This is a genomic window from Psychroflexus planctonicus, from assembly GCF_014640195.1.
Taxonomy (GTDB): Bacteria; Bacteroidota; Bacteroidia; order Flavobacteriales; family Flavobacteriaceae; genus Psychroflexus; species Psychroflexus planctonicus.
This window is the reverse complement of sequence record NZ_BMGM01000001.1, coordinates 62,444-83,390: the sequence shown is the minus strand read 5'-3', so window position 1 is coordinate 83,390 and position 20,947 is coordinate 62,444. Positions and strand designations below refer to the sequence as shown.

Here is a 20,947-nt window from a genome sequence, read left to right as displayed (position 1 = left end):
TTTTATTCTATAGTAAATGAAACAGATTCAGAATCTGTAAATTGACCGCCTTCTGCGATTACTGTTCCGTCACCGAAAGTTAATTGGTATGAGCCTTCGCCAAAATCACAACAAATCCCATCACCATAGGCATCATAGATAAAGAAATCATAGTCTCCTGATGGTAAACAAAAACCTTCTTCAGTACTTGTGCTGCCAGCATCATATGAGTTATTGAATAGTACATCTCCAGTGTCGTTTATAATCTCCCATGAAGTCTCTTCAGAATATTGATCAAATACTATGTTCACTATCACATTTGGTTCTGAACATTCCAGCACAAATTCAGTTCTTAAGCCACCATTATCGTCGAAAGCCATAGTAATGAAAGGTTCGCCAAAAAAGCTTACATCTGTAAGAGTCATTTCAAATTCACCTTTATTTGTTCCCGCAGGTAAAGTAATATTTTCAGGGAAACTATATTGGCTCTCATCTAAAGAAGTTTCAACAACACTTATAGGAATATTCAAATCTGATGAAGGTGTGAAAGTAGTGTAAAATACTAAATTAACAACGTCACTCCCAGTTGGATCAACTTCTATTGTTTGATTATTAAATTCTAAGCTTGCAACATTTTTGTCAATGATTTCATCTTGTGTACAGCTACTAATCACTAAAGCCGTACTTAATAATACAAGCACTTTTCTTATTGTTTTCATTATAATTAGTTTTGAGTATTAATATTAGGGTTATCCTGTATTTCTCTTTCAGGAATCTCAAAGCTGAATTTGTCATCGTTGTGTGGTATATCTAAACCAATATTCGATAAGTGGTTAGAACCTGCACGTAACATATTTCTTTGATTTCTTTTTAAAGCTTGGTAAGTTTTACCTTCACCCCATAATTCAATTCTCGTCTGTAAATAAATCTCGTCTAATAAATCTTGACCAGTTAAAGTATTTACATAAGAAGCATCAGAAACTCGTTGGCTTAATAATGTTGACAAAGATGTTTGAGCTGCGCCTATATTACCTGCCTTTGCATTAGCTTCAGCGTTTAATAATAGCATTTCAGCTTCTCTCATGTATACATAATCTGATTGCGTTACTTGCTGAGCACCACCAATAGCTCTTTCAGGAGCATAAAACTTATAAAAAGGTTGCAAAGGATAAATTGCAGCGTTTGAACCTGAATTTTCTTGTGGATGACCAGAAAATTTAAATTGCAACTTTCTTATATCATCATTTGGTATTTGAGAAAATAAATCATCATCAATTGTTTTAAAATCACCTGCCCAAGCATAACTATAAGAAAAGTGATCTACTTGTCCCCAGAAAGAAACTAATCCAATACCTAAATCTTGATTTATATCAATACCCCATAACCAACCCGGTGTATTTACATCATTAAATCCACCTAAGACTTCACTTTGGTTCATTAATGTTGCTCCACCTTCATTCATTACTTCATTAGTTAGAGTAACTACTTCTTGCATTCTTGAAGTCTCTCGAGTTGATGCAATAACATAAGCTAAGATACCTTTTGCAACATGTTTGTTGATTTGTGCTTTATTGCTTCTGTTGTATGTATCTAAAAGCTCAATTGAAGAATTTAAGTCACTCTCCATTAAAGTGTAGATATCAGACATTGGTGATTTAGGCAATCCTGCAGCCGCCGCATTTTCCAATAATGGTAAAACTGGCTTATTAGGGTCATAATCATCTGCGAAATATTGTACTAAATAATAGTAAGCAAATGCTCTTAAAGCTAAAGCTTGACCAAGAATATGCTTGTTTTCTTCCAACTCAGGAACATTGTCTGCACCTCCTTGAATTTCAATTACCGTATTCGCAGAACGAATAATGGTATAGTAGAATCTCCAAGCATAAGCGTTTTCTGCAAATGTAAAGTCTTCTGTTGCTTGATACTCAGTAATAGCAGCTCTATACCATCCGTAAGTACTCACGGTTAAGGCCATATCACTGGTCAACATATCTGAATATATGTCAAAACCTTTATGACCAAAGTCAGTATGGCTTGTAGATCCTGCTGCAAAGGTCTCTACCATATAGGCATAAATCCCATCAATAAATCCAGCAGCAATTTCTGGATTTACTTCAGCTGCTTCTTCTAACTGTTCAATGCTTAGAAATTCAGACGGTTGTTCGTCTAGAAAATCGCTTTCACACCCACCAATTCCTAATATTAGGATGGAAAGTATGCTTAATTTAATTAGTTTATTCATCTTTTTCTTTTTTTAAAATTTAACATTTACTCCTAAAGTAAAGCTGGTTAATGGAGCATATAATGCTCTTCCTGAAAAACCGCTTTGACTTGTATTAGGTAAAAACCCTTCTCTCACACTGCTAACAAAAATGTTATCTCCTGTCAAATATAAGTTTAATCCGCTCATTCCCACACTCTCTATGATGTCTTTAGGAAAATTATAACTTACGCTAAAGTTATTTAGGGCTAAATAATCAGTTTTTGTTAAAAATCTCGTTGATGTTGAAGCAGCATTTGCATCTAAGGCATCAGCTAATCTAGGCACACTAGTTATGTCACCTGGTTGTTGCCATCTGTCTCTCATATCGGTGTGGAAGTTGTTTCCTGCTGCACCAAAACGATCAGACATTAGTTCAGAATATTGGCTGTCGTATCCGTATCCACCAACTTGATAAGTAAATTGCGTAGACAAGGTAAAGTTTTTGTATCGCGCATTTATTCTAAATGCACCTCTTACATCTGGAATAGCCGATTTACCTACAAATTTGTCTGTAGCTTCTGAATATGATTTTGTAACTCTTCTTTCAACTACCGCATCTGGGTTTTCATCTAAGTATGGTGTCATACTTTGGATAAACTCATTTGGGTTGTTAGCATCATAATACTGGTACCACATTGGAGCGCCATCAGCTGGGTCAACTCCAGCATATTCTCTCATGTAATAATCATAAATAGAGCCACCATCAGCATACCCGAATCTGCCATTTCTGTTTAACAATGCTGGTTCACCTGTTTCTGGATCAATTGGCATTGTGGTCAATTCATTTTGGAATGTTTCTCCATTAAGGCTTACGCTTAGACCAAAGTCTTGTGTTTCCACAACTTGTGCGGCAATATCAAATTCAAAACCTTTGTTTCTAAGCACACCGTCGTTTACGGTTACTGTTGATACACCAGTTGATAGTGGAAGTCTTCTTGCAAAAATCAAATTTTGTGTATCTTTAATGTAGTAATCTAAATTAACGTCTAAGAAACCAAAAAGGCTACTTTCAACACCTGTTTGAAACATGTAAGCTGTTTCCCAAGTTAAATCAGGATCTTGTACATTTCTAATTGAAAACGCGTAATTTCCACCTAAATTTACTGGGTTATATGTATCTAAACCTGTGTAGAATCCTACACCAGCTTCGTCACCCGTAATACCCCAAGAAGTTTTTACTTTCAAGAAGTCTACATATTCGTTATCAAACAAGAAATCTTCTTTAGACATTACCCAAGATGCGCCTACAGAACCAAAAGTGTCCCATTTGTCGTTTGCAAATCGAGATGATCCATCACGTCTTACACTACCAGAAAAGAAGTATTTTTGGTCGTAGTTATAATTAACTTGACCAAAGTAAGATTCTAATGATCTTCTTGTAGTATATCCGAAAGGTTGTCTTAAGTTCTCAAGGTAGTTGCTTAATTCATATAAATCAGGAATAACAGCAAGTGCTTTTCTTGAAGAATGAATATTAAAATCAAATGTATTTGATTCGTGAGCAACTAATGCTTCAAATGAGTGATCTCCAAATCTTTTATTGAATCTTAAAAGTTGTAATGCATTGGTTGTTAATCTTTGCTGATTAGACAAAGTTAATTCACCACCTTGTTCTTCAGCTGTTCCGTAAAACGGATTCAATGCATTTCTTGCAATGGTGTTGCTGTATTGCGCACCAAAACTTGTTTCAAATTTTAGGTAATCTGTGATTTTCACATCTACTTTAAAAGACCCATTAACTTCGTGTCTATCGTTTCCAGCAAAGTCATACAATGCAGAACCAATAGGGTTCAATAAGTTGGCATTAGGTCTTGCTCTAAAACCTGATGGAGTACCATAGTCTAATTGACTTCCTCCAAATATTGGATCCGCCACTAAGTTACCATCGTCATCACGTAAGTATACTGGAAAAATAGGAGCCATTTTATCTGCAAATTCGAATAGATTTTCAGCACCATCTGTTTGACCATTCTGAATTGTTTCAGAATATGCATAACCAATATTAGCTTGAACATCTAAAAAATCTTTAATATTAGATTGTACATTAGCTCTTGTGGTATATCTTTTATAGCCTGTGTTAATAGCGTAACCTTCGTCATCTAATAAACCAGCTGATAAGAAATATCTTGTTTTTTGTGTACCACCACCCAATCTTAAGTTGGCTTCATTTCTAATAGAAGAACTAAAAGCTTCATCTGCATATCGTTTTGGTGTATACTTTCTTTCAATTCCTTCTCTTACCATACGTGTTGCAGGGTCTATTAATTGGCTTACATCATCTTCTTGCCACATGTTGTATCCAGCTGGAACAACATTGTCTGAGAACAATTGATTGTTAGCTTGATCTAGTGCTAAACCTTCTGACAAACCATTAGCGATGCCACGATTGTAAAGCCCTTCCCAAACTGTACCAATGTACTCTTCAGGAGATCTCATTACATCATATCTAGGAATCATTTGTGTGTTGATACCACTTCTAAGGTCAACTTCAATGAAGTCTTGCTCAGAGCTACCTGATTTAGTTTCAATTAAAATTACACCATTTGCACCACGAGAACCATAAATTGCAGTTGCAGTTGCATCTTTCAAAATTACGGTGTTCTTGATGTCATTAGGGTTAATAGAGTTAATACTTCCTGAGAAAGGCACACCATCAACCACATACAATGGTGCTCTGTTACCATTTACAGAACCAAAACCACGGATACGTACTAAAGACGTAGTACCTGGCTGTCCAGAAGTATTAATTACGGTAACACCAGCTGCTTCACCTGCTAACGATTGTGAAATGTTAGAGAAGTTTTTACTAGAAAGTGTTTCACCAGAAACTTGTTTGGCAGAACCAACAAAAGATTCCTTTGTGGATGTACCATAACCAACAACTAGCACTTCGTCTAATTCTTCACCTGGTTCTAGAGAAACGTTAATTTCAGATTGGTCTCCAACCGTCATTTTAACTGTTTTTAAACCGATATATTCGAAAACCAATATTTCGCTTGTTGAAGCTTGGATTGAATATTCTCCATTAAAATCGGTTTGAGTACCACGATCTGTTCCTTCAACAGATACACTCACTCCAGGTAGAGGAATATCACTGTCATCAGTTACAGTACCGCTTACTGTTTTTTCTTGTGCAAAAGAAATTTGCACGACAAACGCTAGTAAAAGCGTAAGCATTACATTAAACTTTGTTTTCATTTTGTTATTTATTTGAATTAGCCAACGCCAAAAGTCAAAATTAAAAGTTAATTACACAACTTTTTTTTCTTTTAATTTCACATTTGAGTGTTAAATCTTAACAATTAGGCAACATAGGCTAGAAAAAAGTATTCAAACTGAGGTGTACTTGGGTGTTTTCAAACGAGAAATCTTGTGTTTTAGATGTTCCGTTAGCAAAAATTAGGCGTAAAACACCAGCTTGGGTTTCTATTCCTAGTCCAAATCCAAAACTGTACAGGTTTTGAGCAAGCTGATTGATTTCATTTTCAAAGTAACCAAAATCTAAAACACTGTTGGCATACAGGTTTGGGCTCAAGAAGTACCTTAATTCTGTACGTAAGCTTCCAAAGGCGGAAGCCACAATGCTGTTTTCTTCAAAACCACGAATGCTGTTCATGCCGCCAAATCGTAATAATTCGTTGTCTATGTAACTGTCAGATGAAAGCCAAGCTCCTGTTAGTGAGTTATAAAAATATAGGCTTGGAGCAATAGGAATACTATACTCAGTAAATAAATTAATTTTAAATTGATTGTCTTCAATTTCTGATTCTCGTTTACCATATAATATAGATAGTTTTACTTTTTTTTTATTGAAGAATTTTCCGGTTATTCTACTTAATTGAAAAAACCTTCCTGTTAAACCATAAAAACTAGCATTGAAGTCGTTTCCATTTTCAATAGGATTTATATTGTTGTCAAGTAAAATAGTTGAGCTTATAAATTCTGCTTCACTACCAATTTGAATAGATGGGCTTATTTGGTAATTTAAACCAAGATTTTGTTGAGTGTTAGAAAAAGTGGAGTCTTTTCTAAAAATACCTAATCCCGCTTCAAGACTAACAGGAGTTTTAAACAAATAAGGCAATTCTATATTGGCATTGAACCGTTGCTGTTCTCTCCCGTCGTTTTTGTAATTGATATTTAAAGATTCGCCCATGTGAAGATTATTAACCAGCACTAAATCTACGTAACCGTTTAATTCAAGCGATGTTTCTTCGGTGCTATTAAAGCCAATAAATCCATCAAACACATTTGCATTTGTTTTCTCAACATATAAAAATACCTTGGTAGAATCTTGTGTAAATTGAACTTCTGGATCTTTTATACTGCCAGCAAAATTAAGGTTTTCAAAATTTCTATTTTTTTCTTGAATTTCGGTAGTGTTAAACACTTTCTCTTCTTGTAAACCAATTCTGTTTTTGATAAATTGTTTTGGAAAACGTTCGTATCCTTTGATAATTATTTTGTCGATTGTTCTTTTTTGGTTAGAAATAAATTTTAATTCAGCAAGAATATGGTCGTCATCGGTTTCCTCCAAATTAATTAGCTTTATTTTGTCAAAGGGTTTGCCAGCTTCATTTAGACTTTGAATAAATTGGTTGGCCAAATTTTCATATTCTTGAAAGCTAAGTTTTATAAATCCATCTTGAATATTTGTTTTCGGAATCGCTAAGTTGCTTGGAAAGTCATCTGGCTTCATTTTAATTTTTATACCTTTATATAATGTATGTAATTTTAGCTGAAGTTCAAATTGTTTGTCTTTTATGTTTTCAAATGAAATAATTTCGGTAAATAAAAAGCCCTTTCTTTTTAATCTTTCAGCTACTACATAGGTGTATTCCTGCATGCTTTTTGTATTGCTGAAACTATTTTTAAAGTCAAGCTTATCAATTATTTCTTGATGATTTTCTTCTGTGCTTTTTATTGATAGCTTTAGTTCTTCACTTTGCGCAACTAATTTGAAGCATGCTAGTACAAAAATGCAGGTCGTCAAAATTATTTTATAATGGGGCAACAGCTTCAAAATATAAATGATATAAGGTGTGTTTTTAACTGCAAAGCAAGTATATTATTTTGTTTTTTTGGAGTAGATTGAAAATTAATTAATTATGCTTTGTTTCATCAGATTATATTTCTACATTTGCAAACCCAAAAAATAGGGATTAAAAATTATTTAACATTGTAGTATAATATGCCAACAATTTCACAATTAGTAAGAAAAGGAAGACGTACTATAACTAAGAAGAGTAAATCGGCTGCCTTAGATTCTTGTCCTCAGCGACGTGGAGTTTGTACGCGTGTTTACACCACTACACCAAAAAAACCAAATTCAGCTATGCGTAAAGTGGCTCGTGTTAGGTTAACCAATGGTAAAGAGGTAAACGCATACATTCCAGGTGAAGGACACAATCTTCAAGAGCACTCGATAGTATTAGTTAGAGGCGGGAGAGTAAAAGACTTACCAGGAGTTCGGTACCATATAGTTCGTGGTGCTTTAGATACAGCTGGAGTAGAAGGAAGATTGCAACGTAGATCAAAATACGGAGCCAAACGTCCAAAAAAATAAGTTGAAAACTTTTTAAAGACAAGACATGAGAAAAAGACAGGCAAAAGCAAGACCTATACTTCCAGATCCAAAATTTAACGACCAATTGGTAACTCGATTTGTCAATATGTTAATGTGGGATGGAAAAAAGTCTATCGCTTTTAAGATTTTTTACGATGCAATGGACATCGTAGAAGAAAAAAAACAGGACGAAGAGAAATCTGCTTTGGAAGTTTGGAAGGAAGCATTATCTAATGTAATGCCTCACGTAGAAGTACGAAGCCGTAGAGTTGGTGGAGCTACTTTTCAGATTCCTTCTCCTATACGTCCAGATAGAAAAATTTCAACCGCAATGAAGTGGTTAATTAGTTTTTCTAGAAAAAGAAACGAAAAATCTATGGCAGTAAAATTAGCTGCTGAAATTCTTGCTGCTGCCAAAGAAGAAGGTGCAGCTGTTAAGAAACGTGTAGATACGCATAGAATGGCTGAAGCCAACAAAGCATTTTCACACTTTAGATTCTAAAAAATGGCACAAAGAGATTTAAAATTTACAAGAAATATAGGTATTGCTGCTCACATCGATGCTGGTAAAACAACAACTACTGAGCGTATTCTTTATTATACCGGTATTAGTCACAAAATAGGGGAAGTTCATGATGGTGCTGCTACTATGGACTGGATGGAGCAAGAGCAAGAAAGAGGAATCACTATTACTTCTGCTGCTACACATTGTACGTGGCCTTACAGAGATCATGAATATATTGTAAACATTATTGACACACCTGGTCACGTTGATTTTACTGTTGAAGTAGAAAGATCTTTACGTGTATTGGATGGTGTTGTTGCTTTGTTTAGTGCGGTTGATGGTGTTGAGCCACAATCTGAAACAGTTTGGAGACAAGCTGATAAATATAAAGTGCCAAGATTAGGATTCGTTAATAAGATGGATCGTCAAGGAGCAAACTTTTTTAATGTTTGTAATCAAGTACGTGAAATGTTAGGCGGTAATCCAGTTCCATTGCAAGTTCCAATCGGAGATGAAATTGACTTTAAAGGTGTTGTTGATTTAATATCTAAAAAAGCAATTATTTGGAACGATGAAGATATGGGAATGACTTTTGAAGAAATTGATATTCCAGAAGAACTTCAAGCTGACGTTACTAAATACAGAACACAATTAGTTGAAGCAGTTGCAGAATACGATGAAGAGTTAATGGAAAAATTCTTCGAAGATGAAGATTCTATTACAGAAGATGAGATTATTGCAGCATTACGTGCAGCAACTATCGATATGTCCATCATCCCAATGATGTGTGGTTCAGCTTTCAAAAATAAAGGAGTTCAAGCTATGTTAGATGCAGTAATGCGTTACTTGCCTTCTCCTGTAGATGTTGAAGCTATCGAAGGTGAAAATCCTGATACTGGTGAAGTTGAGTCGAGAAAACCTCACGTAGATTCTCCATTTTCTGCTTTAGCATTTAAAATTGCAACCGATCCTTTCGTAGGAAGATTAGCATTCTTTAGAACCTATTCTGGTAGATTAGAAGCGGGTTCTTATGTATTGAACAATCGCTCTGGTAAAAAAGAACGTATCTCAAGAATGTACCAAATGCACTCTAATAAACAAGAGCCAATCGATTTTATCGAAGCTGGAGATATCGGAGCTGCTGTAGGATTTAAAGATATCAAAACGGGAGATACCTTAACTGATATGAATAATCCTATTGTTTTGGAATCTATGACTTTCCCAGCACCAGTAATTGGTATTGCGGTGGAGCCTAAAACCAAAGCAGATGTTGAGAAGATGGGTAATGCTTTAGCTAAATTAGCTGAAGAAGATCCAACTTTTGTTGTTAAAACAGATGAAGCTTCGGGACAAACTATTATCTCGGGAATGGGTGAGCTACACTTAGATATTTTAATTGATCGTATGAAACGTGAATTTAAAGTTGAAGTGAATGTTGGTGAGCCACAAGTGGAATATAAAGAAGCAGTAAAGAAACTTGCGGAACACAGAGAAGTTTATAAGAAACAATCTGGTGGTCGTGGTAAGTTCGCTGATATTGTATTCGATTTGGGACCAGTAGATGAAGATTTTGAAGGAGCAGGTTTGCAGTTTGTAGATCAAATTAAAGGGGGTAGAATTCCAAAAGAATTTATTCCTTCTGTACAATCTGGTTTTACTCAAGCCATGAAAAATGGTCCATTAGCTGGATTCAATATGGATACTTTAAAAGTAACGCTTAAAGACGGTTCTTTTCACGCAGTAGATTCTGATCAATTGTCGTTTGAGCTTGCTGCTAAGTTAGGCTTTAAAGCGGCTGCTAAAAAAGCTGGAGCTGTAGTATTAGAACCAATGATGAAAGTAGAAGTGGTTACTCCTGAAGAAAACATGGGAGATATTGTTGGAGATCTAAATAGAAGACGCGGTCAAGTTAACGATATGTCAGACAGATCAGGTGCTAAAGTTATTAAAGCTATTGTGCCACTTTCAGAAATGTTTGGTTATGTAACTACATTAAGAACGCTTTCTTCCGGTAGAGCAACTTCAACAATGGAGTTTTCTCACTACGAAGAAACCCCTTCTACTATTTCTGAAAATGTAATTGCTGCGGCTAAAGGAACTACTAACGAGTAATAGAACTTATCATGAGTCAAAAAATAAGAATAAAATTAAAATCCTACGACCACAATTTGGTAGATAAGTCTGCTGAAAAAATCGTAAAGACTGTGAAAACTACGGGAGCTGTAGTTACTGGACCAATTCCATTACCTACAAAGAAAAAAATCTTTACCGTATTACGTTCACCTCACGTTAACAAGAAATCTCGTGAGCAATTTGAATTGAACTCTTTTAAACGTCTTTTAGATATTTATAGTTCATCTTCAAAAACCATCGATGCGTTGATGAAGCTTGAGTTACCAAGTGGTGTAGAAGTAGAAATAAAAGTTTAAGTACATACTTAATAAATATAGCAGGGCTTTTTATGAAGCCCTGTTTTTTCAATTTTTTTAATAATAATAATTATAAATTATGTCTGGGTTAATAGGAAAAAAAGTAGGCATGACCAGTATCTTCGACGAAAACGGAAAAAACATTCCGTGTACCGTTATTGAAGTAGGTCCATGTGTAGTTACCCAAGTCAGAACCGAAGAAGTTGATGGTTACAAGGCCGTTCAGCTTGGTTTCGATGACAAATCAGACAAAAATGCTACGTTAGCGGCCCAAGGCCACTTCAAAAAAGCGGGCACTTCTGTTAAGAGAAAAGTCGTTGAATTCAAAGGTTTTGATGCGGAGTACAATTTAGGTGATCAAATCACTGTAGATTTATTTAAAGAAGGTGAATTTGTAGATGTTGTAGGAACATCTAAGGGGAAAGGTTTCCAAGGTGTTGTAAAAAGACATGGCTTCGGCGGTGTTGGTCAAGCAACTCACGGACAACATAACCGATTAAGAGCTCCAGGTTCTATTGGTGCAGCATCTGATCCTTCAAGAGTTTTCAAAGGCATGCGTATGGCAGGCCAAATGGGAAGCAGTAAAGTTAAAGTACAAAACCTTAAAGTATTTAAAGTGGTGCCAGAAAAAAATCTTTTAGTTGTAAAAGGTTGTGTTCCGGGTCATAAAAATGCTTATGTAACTATCGAGAAGTAATGAAGTTAGCAGTAATAGATATCAACGGAAAAGAAACAGGTAGAGAAGTAGAGCTTCCTAAATCTGTTTTTGGAATCGAGCCTAACGATCACGCAATTTATTTAGATGTAAAGCAGCACTTGGCTAATAAAAGACAAGGAACGCATGCAGCTAAAGAACGCGCAGACATTGTTGGAAGTACTCGTAAAATTAAGAAGCAAAAAGGAACCGGTACAGCACGTGCTGGTAGTATAAAATCTCCAATATTTAAGGGTGGAGGCCGTGTTTTTGGTCCTAGACCAAGAGATTATCACTTCAAGCTTAATAAAAAAGTGAAGCGTTTAGCACGTCTTTCTGCTTTGTCTCAGAAAATGAATAACAAAGAGATTTTAGTTATTGAAGATTTAAACTTCGAAAGCCCTAAGACTAAAGAATTTAAACAAGTTCTTAATAATCTTGAGCTTACCAATAAAAAATCAACCTTTGTATTGGCAGAATTAAATAAAAATGTATATTTGTCGTCCCGTAATTTGGAGAAGTCCAAAGTTTTAACTTTCTCAGAATTAAATACTTACAGAATTTTAAATTCTAATAAGCTAGTAATTTCTGAGTCAGCATTAGCGGGTTTAGAATCTAATTTCACGAAATAAGCGTCATGAGTGTATTACAAAAACCTATAATTACAGAGAAAGCAACCGCTAATAGTGAGTTGCAAAATACGTACTGGTTTGAGGTGGATATCAACGCCAATAAGCTTCAGATTAAAGAAGCTGTGGAGTCCGCTTATGGAGTGACAGTTGATTCTGTACGTACGATGAATGTGTTTCCGAAGGTGAAGAGCCGTTTCACTAAAACAGGAGTTGTTTCTGGTAGAAAGAAATTTACTAAAAAAGCGATTGTGAAAGTGACGGAAGGAGAGATAATAGATTTATATAGTAATCTTTAAGATTTAAAAAATGTCGGTTAGAAAATTAAAACCTATTACTCCTGGACAGCGTTTTAGAGTTGTGAATGGTTTCGACGCCATTACAACTGATAAGCCGGAGAAGTCTTTATTGGCTCCGATCAAAAAGTCTGGTGGTAGAAACAATCAAGGAAAGATGACCATGCGCTACAAAGGTGGTGGTCATAAAAGAAAATATCGTGTTATCGATTTCAAGCGAAACAAGCTTGATATGAAAGCAGAAGTTCTTACTATTGAGTATGATCCAAACAGAACTGCTTTTATTGCTTTATTGAAGTATGAAGACGGTGAGAAGCGTTACATTATCGCCCCTACTGGTTTGAAAGTCGGAGATTCATTGACTTCTTCAAAAGAAACTTCAGTTGCTGAAATTGGTAATGCTATGCCATTGTCTAATATTCCATTCGGAACTATTATATCATGCGTAGAATTAAGACCAGAACAAGGTGCTGTTATGGCTCGTTCAGCTGGTACTTTTGCTCAGTTAATGGCTCGAGATGGTAAATATGCAACTATCAAGTTGCCTTCAGGTGAAACTAGATTGGTTTTAGCTGAATGTTTTGCTACTATCGGTGCAGTTTCAAATAGTGACCATCAGTTAATTGTTTCTGGTAAAGCAGGACGTAGCCGTTGGTTAGGTAGAAGACCAAGAACAAGACCAGTAGTGATGAACCCTGTAGATCACCCAATGGGTGGTGGAGAAGGCCGCGCTTCTGGAGGTCATCCAAGATCTAGAAAAGGAATACCTGCAAAAGGTTTCAAAACAAGATCTAAGAAGAAATCGAGTAATAAACATATTGTAGAACGTAAAAAGAAATAAACTATGGCACGTTCATTAAAAAAAGGACCTTTCGTTCATTATAAATTAGAGCGAAAAGTTGCTCAAAACGTAGAGTCAGGAAAAAAATCAGTGATTAAAACCTGGTCTAGAGCTTCAATGATTACTCCAGATTTCGTAGGACAAACTATTGGAGTGCATAACGGGAAGCAATTTGTACCTGTTTTTGTAACAGAAAATATGGTAGGACATAAATTAGGTGAATTTTCTCCAACCCGTTCTTTTAGAGGGCATCAAGGTGCTAAAAATAAAGGTAAAAAATAAGAAGCAATGGGTGTACGAAAAAGAAATAGAGCAGAAGAATTAAAGGAAGCAAAACAAGACGTTGCTTTCGCAAAGTTAAATAACTGTCCAACTTCGCCAAGAAAAATGCGTTTAGTTGCAGACTTAGTACGCGGTAAAGATGTTGCAATTGCATTGCAAATATTACGCTTTAGTCCTAAAGAAGCATCTAGACGATTAGAGAAACTTTTGTTATCTGCTATTGCCAATTGGCAAAGCAAAAACGAAGGTGAAGATGTTGAACAAGCAAACTTATATATCCAAGAAATTAAAGTTGATGGAGGAAGTATGTTAAAAAGACTTCGTCCAGCTCCACAAGGAAGAGCGCATCGAATTAGAAAACGTTCTAATCATGTAACTATAGTACTTGGGGGTAGAAATAACACAGAAAGCTAAGATAGACTATGGGACAAAAAACAAATCCAATCGGAAACAGATTAGGTATCATTAGAGGTTGGGAATCCAACTGGTATGGTGGTAGAGATTATGGAAATAATCTAGCTGAAGACGATAAGATAAGAAAGTATATCCATGCTCGTTTATCTAAAGCTAGTGTTTCAAGAGTAATTATTGAGCGTACGCTTAAACTTGTAACCGTTACTATTACTACTGCAAGACCTGGTATTATTATCGGGAAAGGTGGTCAGGAAGTAGACAAGTTAAAAGAAGAGCTTAAACAAATTACTAATAAGGAAGTTCAGGTTAATATTTTTGAAATTAAAAGACCAGAACTTGACGCTCATTTGGTAGCTTCCAGTGTGGCTCGCCAAGTTGAAAATAGAATTTCTTATCGTAGAGCGATTAAGATGGCTATTGCTGCAACTATGAGAATGAATGCTGAAGGGATTAAAATCCAAATAGCAGGAAGATTGAATGGTGCAGAGATGGCTAGAACTGAATCGTACAAAGAAGGTAGAATTCCACTTTCAACATTCAGAGCAGATGTTGACTACGCTTTAGTTGAAGCACATACTACTTACGGTAGATTGGGCATTAAAGTGTGGATTATGAAAGGTGAAGTTTACGGAAAAAGAGAGCTCTCTCCTCTCGTTGGACTGTCTAAAACAGATAGTAAAGGTAAAGGAAGACGTACTAAACCACGTCGCAAAAAGTAATTTTTAAAGTATAAACAATGTTACAGCCTAAAAGAACGAAGCATCGTAAACAGCAAAAAGGGAGAATGAAAGGGATTTCTCAACGTGGTCACCGTTTATCAAACGGCACCTTCGGTATCAAATCCTTAGATTCAGCTTTTTTAACAGCTAGACAAATTGAAGCCGCACGTATTGCTGCTACACGACATATGAAAAGAGAAGGATCTTTATGGATCAAAATCTTTCCAGATAAGCCAATTACTAAAAAACCACTTGAAGTGCGTATGGGTAAAGGTAAAGGTGCAGTAGAATATTATGCAGCAGTTGTAAAACCAGGAAGACTTATTTTTGAAATTGGTGGTGTACCACTAGCTCTTGCAAAGGAAGCTTTGCGTTTAGCAGCTCAAAAACTACCTGTAAAAACAAAGTTTGTTGTTGCTAGAGATTATCAAGAATAATTGTATTAGTTATGAAACAATCTGAATTAAAAGAATTATCTGTTGAAGAGCTTAATGAAAAATTAAGTGCATTTTCACAAGAATTGAGTTCTCTGAAAATGAATCACGCAATAAGTCCATTAGAAAACCCTTCTCAATTAAGAAGCGTTAGAAGAACTATTGCGCGCATCAATACAGAAATTACAAAAAGAGAATTACAATAATTCTACTTACAATGGAAAAAAGAAACTTAAGAAAGGAACGTATCGGTGTTGTAACCAGCAATAAGATGCAAAAGTCTATAGTAGTCTCCGAAACTAAAAAAATGAAGCACCCAAAATATGGGAAGTTCGTACTGAAAACAAAAAAGTACGTTGCTCATGATGAAGAGAACACTTGCAACGAAGGTGACACCGTTAGAATTATGGAAACTAGACCTCTCAGCAAAAACAAATGCTGGAGATTAGTTGATGTAATAGAAAGAGCTAAATAATTATGGTACAGCAAGAATCAAGATTAAGAGTAGCCGATAATACAGGAGCCAAACAAGTATTGGTAATCCGTGTATTAGGCGGTACTAAAAAGCGTTATGCTTCAGTTGGTGATAAAGTTGTGGTAAGTGTTAAAGAAGCAACCCCTAATGGAAACATTAAAAAAGGAGCTGTTTCAACTGCCGTAGTTGTTAGAACAAGCAAAGAAGTAAGAAGACCTGATGGGTCTTACATACGCTTTGATGATAACGCCTGTGTATTATTAAATCCAACAGGCGAAATGAGAGGAACACGTGTTTTTGGCCCAGTTGCTAAAGAATTACGTGATAATCAATTTATGAAAATTGTTTCACTAGCACCAGAAGTGCTTTAAAACTACCTTTAAAATGAAAAAGTTTAAAATAAAAGTAGGAGATAAAGTTCAGGTTTTAGCTGGTGAACACAAAGGTCAGCAAGGATCTGTTCAAAAAATCTTGAGAGATAAAAGCAAAGCAATCGTGGAAGGTGTAAACCTTGTAAAAAAACACGAAAAGCCTAGCGCTACAAACCCTCAAGGTGGTATTAAAGAGATGGAAGCTCCAATACATATTTCTAATTTGTCTTTGTTAACCAAAGATGGTGAAACTACAAGAGTAGGTTACAAAATGGAAGATGGAAAGAAGCTTAGGTTTTCTAAAAAAACGAATGAAGTAATTTAATTATGAGTTACGTACCAAGACTTAAAGAAGAATATAGCCAAAGAGTGCTTCCAGCATTAGTTGAAGAATTCGGTTATAAAAACAATATGCAAGCTCCAAAGCTTCAGAAAATTGTAATTAGTAAAGGTGTAGGAGAAGCTATTGCTGATAAAAAGTTGATTGATCATGCAGTTGAAGAACTGTCTATGATTACTGGACAGAAAGCAATATCTACTAAATCTAAAAAAGACGTTGCATCCTTTAAATTACGTAAAGGAATGCCTATCGGTGCAATGGTTACCTTAAGAGGTGAGCGTATGTATGAGTTTTTAGATCGTTTAGTAACTTCGGCTTTACCACGAGTAAGAGACTTTAGCGGGATCAAAGCTACTGGTTTTGATGGAAGAGGAAACTATAACTTAGGTGTTACAGAACAAATTATATTTCCAGAAATTAATATCGACCGAGTTAATCGAATTACAGGTATGGATATTACATTTGTAACCACAGCAGAGACCGATAAAGAAGCGAAATCATTATTGACAGAACTAGGTTTACCTTTTAAAAAGAACTAAGTATGGCTAAAGAATCAATGAAAGCCCGTGAAAGAAAACGTGCTAAAACAGTAGAAAAATACGCTGAAAGAAGAGAGGCGCTTAAAGAAGCGGGTGATTATGAAGCCCTTCAAAAGTTGCCTAAAAATGCTTCACCAGTTAGAATGCACAACCGTTGCAAGTTAACTGGAAGACCTAAAGGATATATGCGCCAATTTGGACTTTCTAGAGTAATGTTTAGAGAAATGGCTAATAAAGGGCTTATTCCAGGTGTTAAAAAAGCAAGTTGGTAATACATTAACGTAAAAGGAATTACAAAATGAATATAGATCCTGTTGCAGATTATTTAACAAGAATTAGAAATGCAGTTGCTGCATCGCATAGAGTGGTAGAAATACCAGCTTCTAATTTAAAAAAAGAAATGACTAAGATTTTATTTGATCAAGGTTATATCTTAAGTTATAAGTTTATTGATGACAATAAACAAGGAACCATTAAAATTGCACTTAAATACGATAAGCACAATAACGACCCAGTTATAAAAGAGCTTCAAAGAATCAGTAAACCTGGTTTAAGAAAATACTCTCCAACTGATGAGTTACCAAGAATCTTAAATGGACTTGGTGTTGCTATTGTTTCCACTTCAAAAGGAGTGATGACTGAAAAGCAAGCTCGTAAAGAGAATGTTGGAGGTGAAGTGCTTTGTTATATTTACTAAAATTTAAAGACTAATAAAATGTCAAGAATAGGAAATAGTCCGGTAAGCATTCCCGAAGGAGTAACAGTAACGGTGAAAGACAACACGGTTACAGTGAAGGGTAAATTAGGGGAGCTTCAACAAGAATTTAGCGATATTGATATTCGCATAGAAGAAAATGAAGTTATTCTTGAACGCCATACCGACAAAAAGAATATTAAATCTAAACACGGTTTGTATCGTGCTTTGATTAACAATATGGTCGAAGGTGTTTCAAATGGATTTACCAAAGAACTAGAACTTGTAGGAGTTGGTTATAGAGCATCAAGCCAAGGACAGAAATTAGATATTGCAATTGGTTATTCTCACAATATTGTTATTGAATTAGCTCAAGAAGTTAAGGTAGAAACAGTATCGGAAAAAGGGAAAAACCCAATCATTAAACTTTCTTCTTTTGATAAGCAACTTGTTACCCAGGTAGCTGCAAAAATTCGCTCTTACAGAAAACCTGAACCTTACAAAGGAAAAGGAGTTAAATATGTTGGCGAATACATTAGAAGAAAAGCAGGTAAATCAGCTTAATAAAGAATAACTATGGCATTTTCTAAACAAAAAAGAAGATTAAAAATTAGAAAGCGTATCAGAAAAACAATTTCTGGAGACGCTACAAGACCGAGACTTTCGGTATACAGAAGTAATAAATCAGTTTACGCTCAATTAATTGATGACGTAAGTGGTAAAACCTTAGCATCTGTTTCCTCCTTTCATTTAGGTAAAGAAGCAGAAGGTCTTACTAAAGTTGAACAATCTAAATTGGTAGGTAAAACTTTAGCTGAAAAGGCTTTGAAATTAGGTGTTGAAAAAGTTTCTTTTGACCGAGGCGGTTACTTATATCACGGAAGAGTTAAATCATTAGCAGAAGGAGCTCGTGAGGGCGGTTTAAAATTTTAAAGTATGTATCAAGATTATAAAAACGTAGAGATAGTAAAACCAGGCGGATTAGATCTTAAGGATCGTTTGGTTGGCGTTCAACGTGTAACTAAAGTTACAAAAGGTGGTAGAGCTTTTGGATTTTCTGCTATTGTTGTTGTAGGTGATGAAAATGGTGTTGTAGGACACGGATTAGGTAAATCTAAAGAAGTAGCTGATGCTATTTCTAAAGCGGTTGAAGACGCTAAAAAGAACCTTGTTCGTATTCCTTTACACAAAGGTACACTTCCACACGAACAACTTGGAAAATACGGCGGAGCTAGAGTATTGTTATTACCAGCTTCACCTGGTACAGGAGTAATTGCTGGTGGACCTGCCCGTGTGGTACTTGAGTCTGTTGGTGTGCACGATGTACTCTCAAAAAACCAAGGATCATCTAATCCACATAATGTTGTAAAAGCAACTTTTGATGCATTACTTCAATTAAGAAGTGCACAAACTGTAGCTCAACAACGTGGTATTAGCCTTGACAAACTTTTTAACGGATAAAATCACCAAAGCGTTATGGCAAAAATTAAAGTTACCAAAGTAAAAAGTGCTATCAAGAAGCCTGGTCGTCAAAAAAAGACACTAGAAGCCTTGGGTTTAAAAACCATTGGTCAATCTGTTGAACATGCAGACACGCCAAACATTCTAGGAATGATAGCTAAAGTTAAACACTTAGTTTCTGTTGAAGAAATTTAAAATACAACTTACAAATGGAATTACATAATCTAAAACCTGCACCAGGTTCAGTAAAGTCACAAAGCAAACGACTAGGTCGTGGTGAAGCTTCTGGCTCAGGAGGAACTGCTGGAAGAGGTCATAAGGGCGCTAAATCGCGTTCAGGTTACTCTAGAAAAATTGGTTTTGAAGGTGGTCAAATGCCTTTGCAACGTAGAGTGCCTAAATTTGGTTTTACTAATCCTAATCGTGTTGTTTATCAAGGCGTAAATCTTGATACATTACAAACATTAGTTGATGAGAAAGGAGTTAAAGATACTCTAGATCACAATCAATTAATAGAATTAGGGGTTATTAAAAAGAATGATCTTTTAAAAGTTATGGGTCGCGGCGAATTAAAAGCGAAGCTTAAAGTTAGCGCTCACAAATTTACTAAATCTGCTAAAGCTGCAATTGAAGCAGCAGGCGGTGAAGCAATAACTCTTTAATTTTTCCGCATGAAGTTTTTTGAAACCTTACAGAATATTTGGAAAATAGACGAACTTAGAAATCGTATACTTTTAACACTTGGTTTGTTATTGGTATATCGTTTCGGAGCACAAGTTGTTTTACCAGGTATTGATACTGCACAATTGGCAAAATTGTCTGAGCAAACCGATGGTGGTTTATTAGGTTTACTTAATGCTTTCACAGGTGGTGCATTTTCTAATGCATCTGTGTTCGCTTTAGGAATTATGCCTTATATCTCTGCATCTATTGTTGTTCAATTAATGACAATTGCTGTTCCCTATTTGCAAAAACTTCAAAAGGAAGGAGAAAGCGGAAGAAAGAAAATCACTCAAATTACCAGATGGCTTACAATTGGTATTACTTTAGTGCAAGGACCTGGATACATTTACAATTTGTATAATATCCTTCCATCAGCTGCTTTTGTAATGCAAGATTCAGTTGCTTTTGTTGCATCTTCAGTTATCATTCTTACTACAGGTTGTATTTTTGCCATGTGGTTAGGAGAGAAAATAACAGATCGTGGAATTGGTAATGGTATTTCATTATTAATTATGGTAGGTATTATTGCCACTTTACCACAATCTTTTGTGCAAGAATTTGCTTCAAGAGTTTTCCAATCCAATGGTGGTTTGATCATGATTTTAATCGAATTAGTAATTTGGTTCTTAATTATTCTAGCATCGGTAATGTTAGTTATGGCTGTCCGAAAAATACCTGTTCAGTATGCACGTAAAAATGCTTCTGGTAAATATGAGAAAAGTAATTTTGCTGGAGCAAGGCAATTTATTCCACTTCGCTTAAACGCGTCTGGTGTAATGCCAATTATATTTGCACAAGCAATTATGTTTGTTCCTGCGGCAGTTGCTGGTTTATCAGAATCCGAAGCAGCTCAAGGCATTACTGCAGCTTTTAATGATATGTTCGGTTTTTGGTACAATCTTGTATTTGCTTTATTAATTATAGTATTTACTTACTTTTATACAGCAATTACAGTACCTACAAATAAGATGGCGGATGACTTGAAACGAAGCGGTGGTTTTATTCCTGGGATTAGACCTGGAACGGAAACATCTGAATATTTAGACAAAATTATGTCTCAAATTACGTTACCTGGATCTATTTTTCTAGCCGTAATTGCAATTTTTCCAGCAATCATTGTTTCTTTATTAGGAGTACAACAAGGTTGGGGATTGTTTTTCGGTGGAACATCTTTACTTATTATGGTCGGTGTTTCAATAGATACAATACAGCAGGTAAATTCATATTTATTGAATAGACATTACGACGGATTGATGAAGTCTGGAAAAAACAGAAAAGCAGTAGCATAGT

Annotated in this window: 29 protein-coding genes; 25 read left to right on the top strand and 4 right to left on the bottom strand. The window is 35.5% G+C overall.

Features of this window, described 5'->3' with window-relative positions; translation table 11 throughout:
* Nucleotides 1-2 precede the first annotated feature (2 nt).
* The 4 genes from IEV72_RS00430 to IEV72_RS00415 all read right to left on the bottom strand — a co-directional run bounded on the left by IEV72_RS00430 (nt 3) and on the right by IEV72_RS00415 (nt 7,091).
* On the bottom strand, nt 3-698 hold the full coding sequence (locus IEV72_RS00430) for a hypothetical protein (RefSeq protein ID WP_188457105.1): 696 nt from the start codon (nt 696-698) through the stop codon (nt 3-5).
* 5 nt (nt 699-703) lie between these two features.
* Complete coding sequence (locus tag IEV72_RS00425; RefSeq protein WP_188457104.1) at nt 704-2,224, bottom strand: RagB/SusD family nutrient uptake outer membrane protein; 1,521 nt, start codon at nt 2,222-2,224, stop codon at nt 704-706.
* A 12-nt stretch (nt 2,225-2,236) separates the two neighbouring features.
* On the bottom strand, nt 2,237-5,443 hold the full coding sequence (locus IEV72_RS00420) for a SusC/RagA family TonB-linked outer membrane protein (protein ID WP_188457103.1): 3,207 nt from the start codon (nt 5,441-5,443) through the stop codon (nt 2,237-2,239).
* Nucleotides 5,444-5,561: 118 nt separating this feature from the next.
* The gene (locus IEV72_RS00415; protein ID WP_188457102.1) at nt 5,562-7,091 is read right to left on the bottom strand and encodes a ShlB/FhaC/HecB family hemolysin secretion/activation protein; all 1,530 of its coding nucleotides are present in this window, start codon (nt 7,089-7,091) and stop codon (nt 5,562-5,564) included.
* A gap of 345 nt (nt 7,092-7,436) precedes the next feature.
* On the opposite strand from IEV72_RS00415, the gene rpsL reads away from it, so the two are divergent.
* From rpsL to secY, 25 genes are all read left to right on the top strand, one after another.
* Nucleotides 7,437-7,811, top strand: coding sequence for a 30S ribosomal protein S12 (rpsL, locus tag IEV72_RS00410; RefSeq protein ID WP_166400581.1), 375 nt, complete (start codon nt 7,437-7,439; stop codon nt 7,809-7,811).
* Between the two features lie 25 nt (nt 7,812-7,836).
* A complete protein-coding gene (gene rpsG, locus IEV72_RS00405) occupies nt 7,837-8,313 on the top strand; it encodes a 30S ribosomal protein S7 (RefSeq protein ID WP_188457101.1) in 477 nt (158 codons plus the stop codon).
* Nucleotides 8,314-8,316: 3 nt separating this feature from the next.
* Complete coding sequence (gene fusA / locus IEV72_RS00400; protein WP_188457100.1) at nt 8,317-10,428, top strand: elongation factor G; 2,112 nt, start codon at nt 8,317-8,319, stop codon at nt 10,426-10,428.
* Between the two features lie 11 nt (nt 10,429-10,439).
* Nucleotides 10,440-10,745, top strand: coding sequence for a 30S ribosomal protein S10 (gene rpsJ, locus IEV72_RS00395; protein ID WP_166400584.1), 306 nt, complete (start codon nt 10,440-10,442; stop codon nt 10,743-10,745).
* 79 nt (nt 10,746-10,824) lie between these two features.
* Nucleotides 10,825-11,442: a 50S ribosomal protein L3 gene (rplC, locus tag IEV72_RS00390; protein ID WP_188457099.1), complete on the top strand. Its 618-nt coding sequence runs from the start codon at nt 10,825-10,827 to the stop codon at nt 11,440-11,442.
* Nucleotides 11,442-12,071, top strand: coding sequence for a 50S ribosomal protein L4 (gene rplD, locus IEV72_RS00385; protein ID WP_188457098.1), 630 nt, complete (start codon nt 11,442-11,444; stop codon nt 12,069-12,071). Before rplC ends, rplD begins: the two co-directional genes overlap by 1 nt.
* A 5-nt stretch (nt 12,072-12,076) precedes the next feature.
* A complete protein-coding gene (gene rplW / locus IEV72_RS00380) occupies nt 12,077-12,367 on the top strand; it encodes a 50S ribosomal protein L23 (RefSeq protein ID WP_188457097.1) in 291 nt (96 codons plus the stop codon).
* A gap of 10 nt (nt 12,368-12,377) precedes the next feature.
* On the top strand, nt 12,378-13,205 hold the full coding sequence (gene rplB, locus IEV72_RS00375; protein WP_188457096.1) for a 50S ribosomal protein L2: 828 nt from the start codon (nt 12,378-12,380) through the stop codon (nt 13,203-13,205).
* A gap of 3 nt (nt 13,206-13,208) precedes the next feature.
* Nucleotides 13,209-13,487, top strand: coding sequence for a 30S ribosomal protein S19 (gene rpsS / locus IEV72_RS00370; protein WP_188405110.1), 279 nt, complete (start codon nt 13,209-13,211; stop codon nt 13,485-13,487).
* 6 nt (nt 13,488-13,493) lie between these two features.
* The gene (rplV, locus tag IEV72_RS00365) at nt 13,494-13,901 is read left to right on the top strand and encodes a 50S ribosomal protein L22 (RefSeq protein ID WP_188457095.1); all 408 of its coding nucleotides are present in this window, start codon (nt 13,494-13,496) and stop codon (nt 13,899-13,901) included.
* A gap of 8 nt (nt 13,902-13,909) precedes the next feature.
* Entirely contained in the window at nt 13,910-14,620 is a 711-nt protein-coding gene (rpsC, locus tag IEV72_RS00360) for a 30S ribosomal protein S3 (RefSeq protein ID WP_188457094.1), read from the top strand.
* Nucleotides 14,621-14,637: 17 nt separating this feature from the next.
* Entirely contained in the window at nt 14,638-15,057 is a 420-nt protein-coding gene (gene rplP / locus IEV72_RS00355; RefSeq protein ID WP_188457093.1) for a 50S ribosomal protein L16, read from the top strand.
* 11 nt (nt 15,058-15,068) lie between these two features.
* Nucleotides 15,069-15,260, top strand: a complete 192-nt coding sequence (rpmC, locus tag IEV72_RS00350; RefSeq protein WP_188457092.1) for a 50S ribosomal protein L29 — start codon at nt 15,069-15,071, stop codon at nt 15,258-15,260.
* Between the two features lie 11 nt (nt 15,261-15,271).
* Nucleotides 15,272-15,529, top strand: a complete 258-nt coding sequence (rpsQ, locus tag IEV72_RS00345; RefSeq protein WP_188457091.1) for a 30S ribosomal protein S17 — start codon at nt 15,272-15,274, stop codon at nt 15,527-15,529.
* A gap of 2 nt (nt 15,530-15,531) precedes the next feature.
* A complete protein-coding gene (gene rplN, locus IEV72_RS00340) occupies nt 15,532-15,900 on the top strand; it encodes a 50S ribosomal protein L14 (protein ID WP_188457090.1) in 369 nt (122 codons plus the stop codon).
* A 13-nt stretch (nt 15,901-15,913) separates the two neighbouring features.
* Nucleotides 15,914-16,225 carry a 50S ribosomal protein L24 gene (rplX, locus tag IEV72_RS00335; protein ID WP_188457089.1) on the top strand — a complete coding sequence of 104 codons (312 nt, stop codon included), beginning with the start codon at nt 15,914-15,916 and terminating at the stop codon, nt 16,223-16,225.
* A gap of 2 nt (nt 16,226-16,227) precedes the next feature.
* Nucleotides 16,228-16,779: a 50S ribosomal protein L5 gene (rplE, locus tag IEV72_RS00330; protein ID WP_188457088.1), complete on the top strand. Its 552-nt coding sequence runs from the start codon at nt 16,228-16,230 to the stop codon at nt 16,777-16,779.
* Nucleotides 16,780-16,781: 2 nt separating this feature from the next.
* Nucleotides 16,782-17,051, top strand: a complete 270-nt coding sequence (rpsN, locus tag IEV72_RS00325) for a 30S ribosomal protein S14 (protein WP_188457087.1) — start codon at nt 16,782-16,784, stop codon at nt 17,049-17,051.
* A 26-nt stretch (nt 17,052-17,077) separates the two neighbouring features.
* Complete coding sequence (gene rpsH, locus IEV72_RS00320) at nt 17,078-17,476, top strand: 30S ribosomal protein S8 (protein ID WP_188457086.1); 399 nt, start codon at nt 17,078-17,080, stop codon at nt 17,474-17,476.
* A gap of 18 nt (nt 17,477-17,494) precedes the next feature.
* Entirely contained in the window at nt 17,495-18,037 is a 543-nt protein-coding gene (gene rplF / locus IEV72_RS00315; protein ID WP_188457085.1) for a 50S ribosomal protein L6, read from the top strand.
* Nucleotides 18,038-18,049: 12 nt separating this feature from the next.
* Nucleotides 18,050-18,406 carry a 50S ribosomal protein L18 gene (gene rplR / locus IEV72_RS00310; protein WP_188457084.1) on the top strand — a complete coding sequence of 119 codons (357 nt, stop codon included), beginning with the start codon at nt 18,050-18,052 and terminating at the stop codon, nt 18,404-18,406.
* A 3-nt stretch (nt 18,407-18,409) separates the two neighbouring features.
* Nucleotides 18,410-18,934, top strand: a complete 525-nt coding sequence (gene rpsE / locus IEV72_RS00305; protein ID WP_188457083.1) for a 30S ribosomal protein S5 — start codon at nt 18,410-18,412, stop codon at nt 18,932-18,934.
* Nucleotides 18,935-18,949: 15 nt separating this feature from the next.
* Nucleotides 18,950-19,129: a 50S ribosomal protein L30 gene (rpmD, locus tag IEV72_RS00300; RefSeq protein ID WP_188457082.1), complete on the top strand. Its 180-nt coding sequence runs from the start codon at nt 18,950-18,952 to the stop codon at nt 19,127-19,129.
* Between the two features lie 14 nt (nt 19,130-19,143).
* Nucleotides 19,144-19,596 carry a 50S ribosomal protein L15 gene (gene rplO / locus IEV72_RS00295; protein ID WP_188457081.1) on the top strand — a complete coding sequence of 151 codons (453 nt, stop codon included), beginning with the start codon at nt 19,144-19,146 and terminating at the stop codon, nt 19,594-19,596.
* A gap of 9 nt (nt 19,597-19,605) precedes the next feature.
* Nucleotides 19,606-20,946 carry a preprotein translocase subunit SecY gene (gene secY / locus IEV72_RS00290; RefSeq protein ID WP_188457080.1) on the top strand — a complete coding sequence of 447 codons (1,341 nt, stop codon included), beginning with the start codon at nt 19,606-19,608 and terminating at the stop codon, nt 20,944-20,946.
* Nucleotide 20,947 lies beyond the last annotated feature (1 nt).

Bases quoted from the DNA above. Each gene is read 5' to 3' on its own strand.
- IEV72_RS00430 (WP_188457105.1), bottom strand. From the start codon at position 698: ATGAAAACAATAAGAAAAGTGCTTGTATTATTAAGTACGGCTTTAGTG.
- IEV72_RS00425 (WP_188457104.1), bottom strand. From the start codon at position 2,224: ATGAATAAACTAATTAAATTAAGCATACTTTCCATCCTAATATTAGGA.
- IEV72_RS00420 (WP_188457103.1), bottom strand. From the start codon at position 5,443: ATGAAAACAAAGTTTAATGTAATGCTTACGCTTTTACTAGCGTTTGTC.
- IEV72_RS00415 (WP_188457102.1), bottom strand. From the start codon at position 7,091: ATGCAGGAATACACCTATGTAGTAGCTGAAAGATTAAAAAGAAAGGGC.
- rpsL (WP_166400581.1), top strand. From the start codon at position 7,437: ATGCCAACAATTTCACAATTAGTAAGAAAAGGAAGACGTACTATAACT.
- rpsG (WP_188457101.1), top strand. From the start codon at position 7,837: ATGAGAAAAAGACAGGCAAAAGCAAGACCTATACTTCCAGATCCAAAA.
- fusA (WP_188457100.1), top strand. From the start codon at position 8,317: ATGGCACAAAGAGATTTAAAATTTACAAGAAATATAGGTATTGCTGCT.
- rpsJ (WP_166400584.1), top strand. From the start codon at position 10,440: ATGAGTCAAAAAATAAGAATAAAATTAAAATCCTACGACCACAATTTG.
- rplC (WP_188457099.1), top strand. From the start codon at position 10,825: ATGTCTGGGTTAATAGGAAAAAAAGTAGGCATGACCAGTATCTTCGAC.
- rplD (WP_188457098.1), top strand. From the start codon at position 11,442: ATGAAGTTAGCAGTAATAGATATCAACGGAAAAGAAACAGGTAGAGAA.
- rplW (WP_188457097.1), top strand. From the start codon at position 12,077: ATGAGTGTATTACAAAAACCTATAATTACAGAGAAAGCAACCGCTAAT.
- rplB (WP_188457096.1), top strand. From the start codon at position 12,378: ATGTCGGTTAGAAAATTAAAACCTATTACTCCTGGACAGCGTTTTAGA.
- rpsS (WP_188405110.1), top strand. From the start codon at position 13,209: ATGGCACGTTCATTAAAAAAAGGACCTTTCGTTCATTATAAATTAGAG.
- rplV (WP_188457095.1), top strand. From the start codon at position 13,494: ATGGGTGTACGAAAAAGAAATAGAGCAGAAGAATTAAAGGAAGCAAAA.
- rpsC (WP_188457094.1), top strand. From the start codon at position 13,910: ATGGGACAAAAAACAAATCCAATCGGAAACAGATTAGGTATCATTAGA.
- rplP (WP_188457093.1), top strand. From the start codon at position 14,638: ATGTTACAGCCTAAAAGAACGAAGCATCGTAAACAGCAAAAAGGGAGA.
- rpmC (WP_188457092.1), top strand. From the start codon at position 15,069: ATGAAACAATCTGAATTAAAAGAATTATCTGTTGAAGAGCTTAATGAA.
- rpsQ (WP_188457091.1), top strand. From the start codon at position 15,272: ATGGAAAAAAGAAACTTAAGAAAGGAACGTATCGGTGTTGTAACCAGC.
- rplN (WP_188457090.1), top strand. From the start codon at position 15,532: ATGGTACAGCAAGAATCAAGATTAAGAGTAGCCGATAATACAGGAGCC.
- rplX (WP_188457089.1), top strand. From the start codon at position 15,914: ATGAAAAAGTTTAAAATAAAAGTAGGAGATAAAGTTCAGGTTTTAGCT.
- rplE (WP_188457088.1), top strand. From the start codon at position 16,228: ATGAGTTACGTACCAAGACTTAAAGAAGAATATAGCCAAAGAGTGCTT.
- rpsN (WP_188457087.1), top strand. From the start codon at position 16,782: ATGGCTAAAGAATCAATGAAAGCCCGTGAAAGAAAACGTGCTAAAACA.
- rpsH (WP_188457086.1), top strand. From the start codon at position 17,078: ATGAATATAGATCCTGTTGCAGATTATTTAACAAGAATTAGAAATGCA.
- rplF (WP_188457085.1), top strand. From the start codon at position 17,495: ATGTCAAGAATAGGAAATAGTCCGGTAAGCATTCCCGAAGGAGTAACA.
- rplR (WP_188457084.1), top strand. From the start codon at position 18,050: ATGGCATTTTCTAAACAAAAAAGAAGATTAAAAATTAGAAAGCGTATC.
- rpsE (WP_188457083.1), top strand. From the start codon at position 18,410: ATGTATCAAGATTATAAAAACGTAGAGATAGTAAAACCAGGCGGATTA.
- rpmD (WP_188457082.1), top strand. From the start codon at position 18,950: ATGGCAAAAATTAAAGTTACCAAAGTAAAAAGTGCTATCAAGAAGCCT.
- rplO (WP_188457081.1), top strand. From the start codon at position 19,144: ATGGAATTACATAATCTAAAACCTGCACCAGGTTCAGTAAAGTCACAA.
- secY (WP_188457080.1), top strand. From the start codon at position 19,606: ATGAAGTTTTTTGAAACCTTACAGAATATTTGGAAAATAGACGAACTT.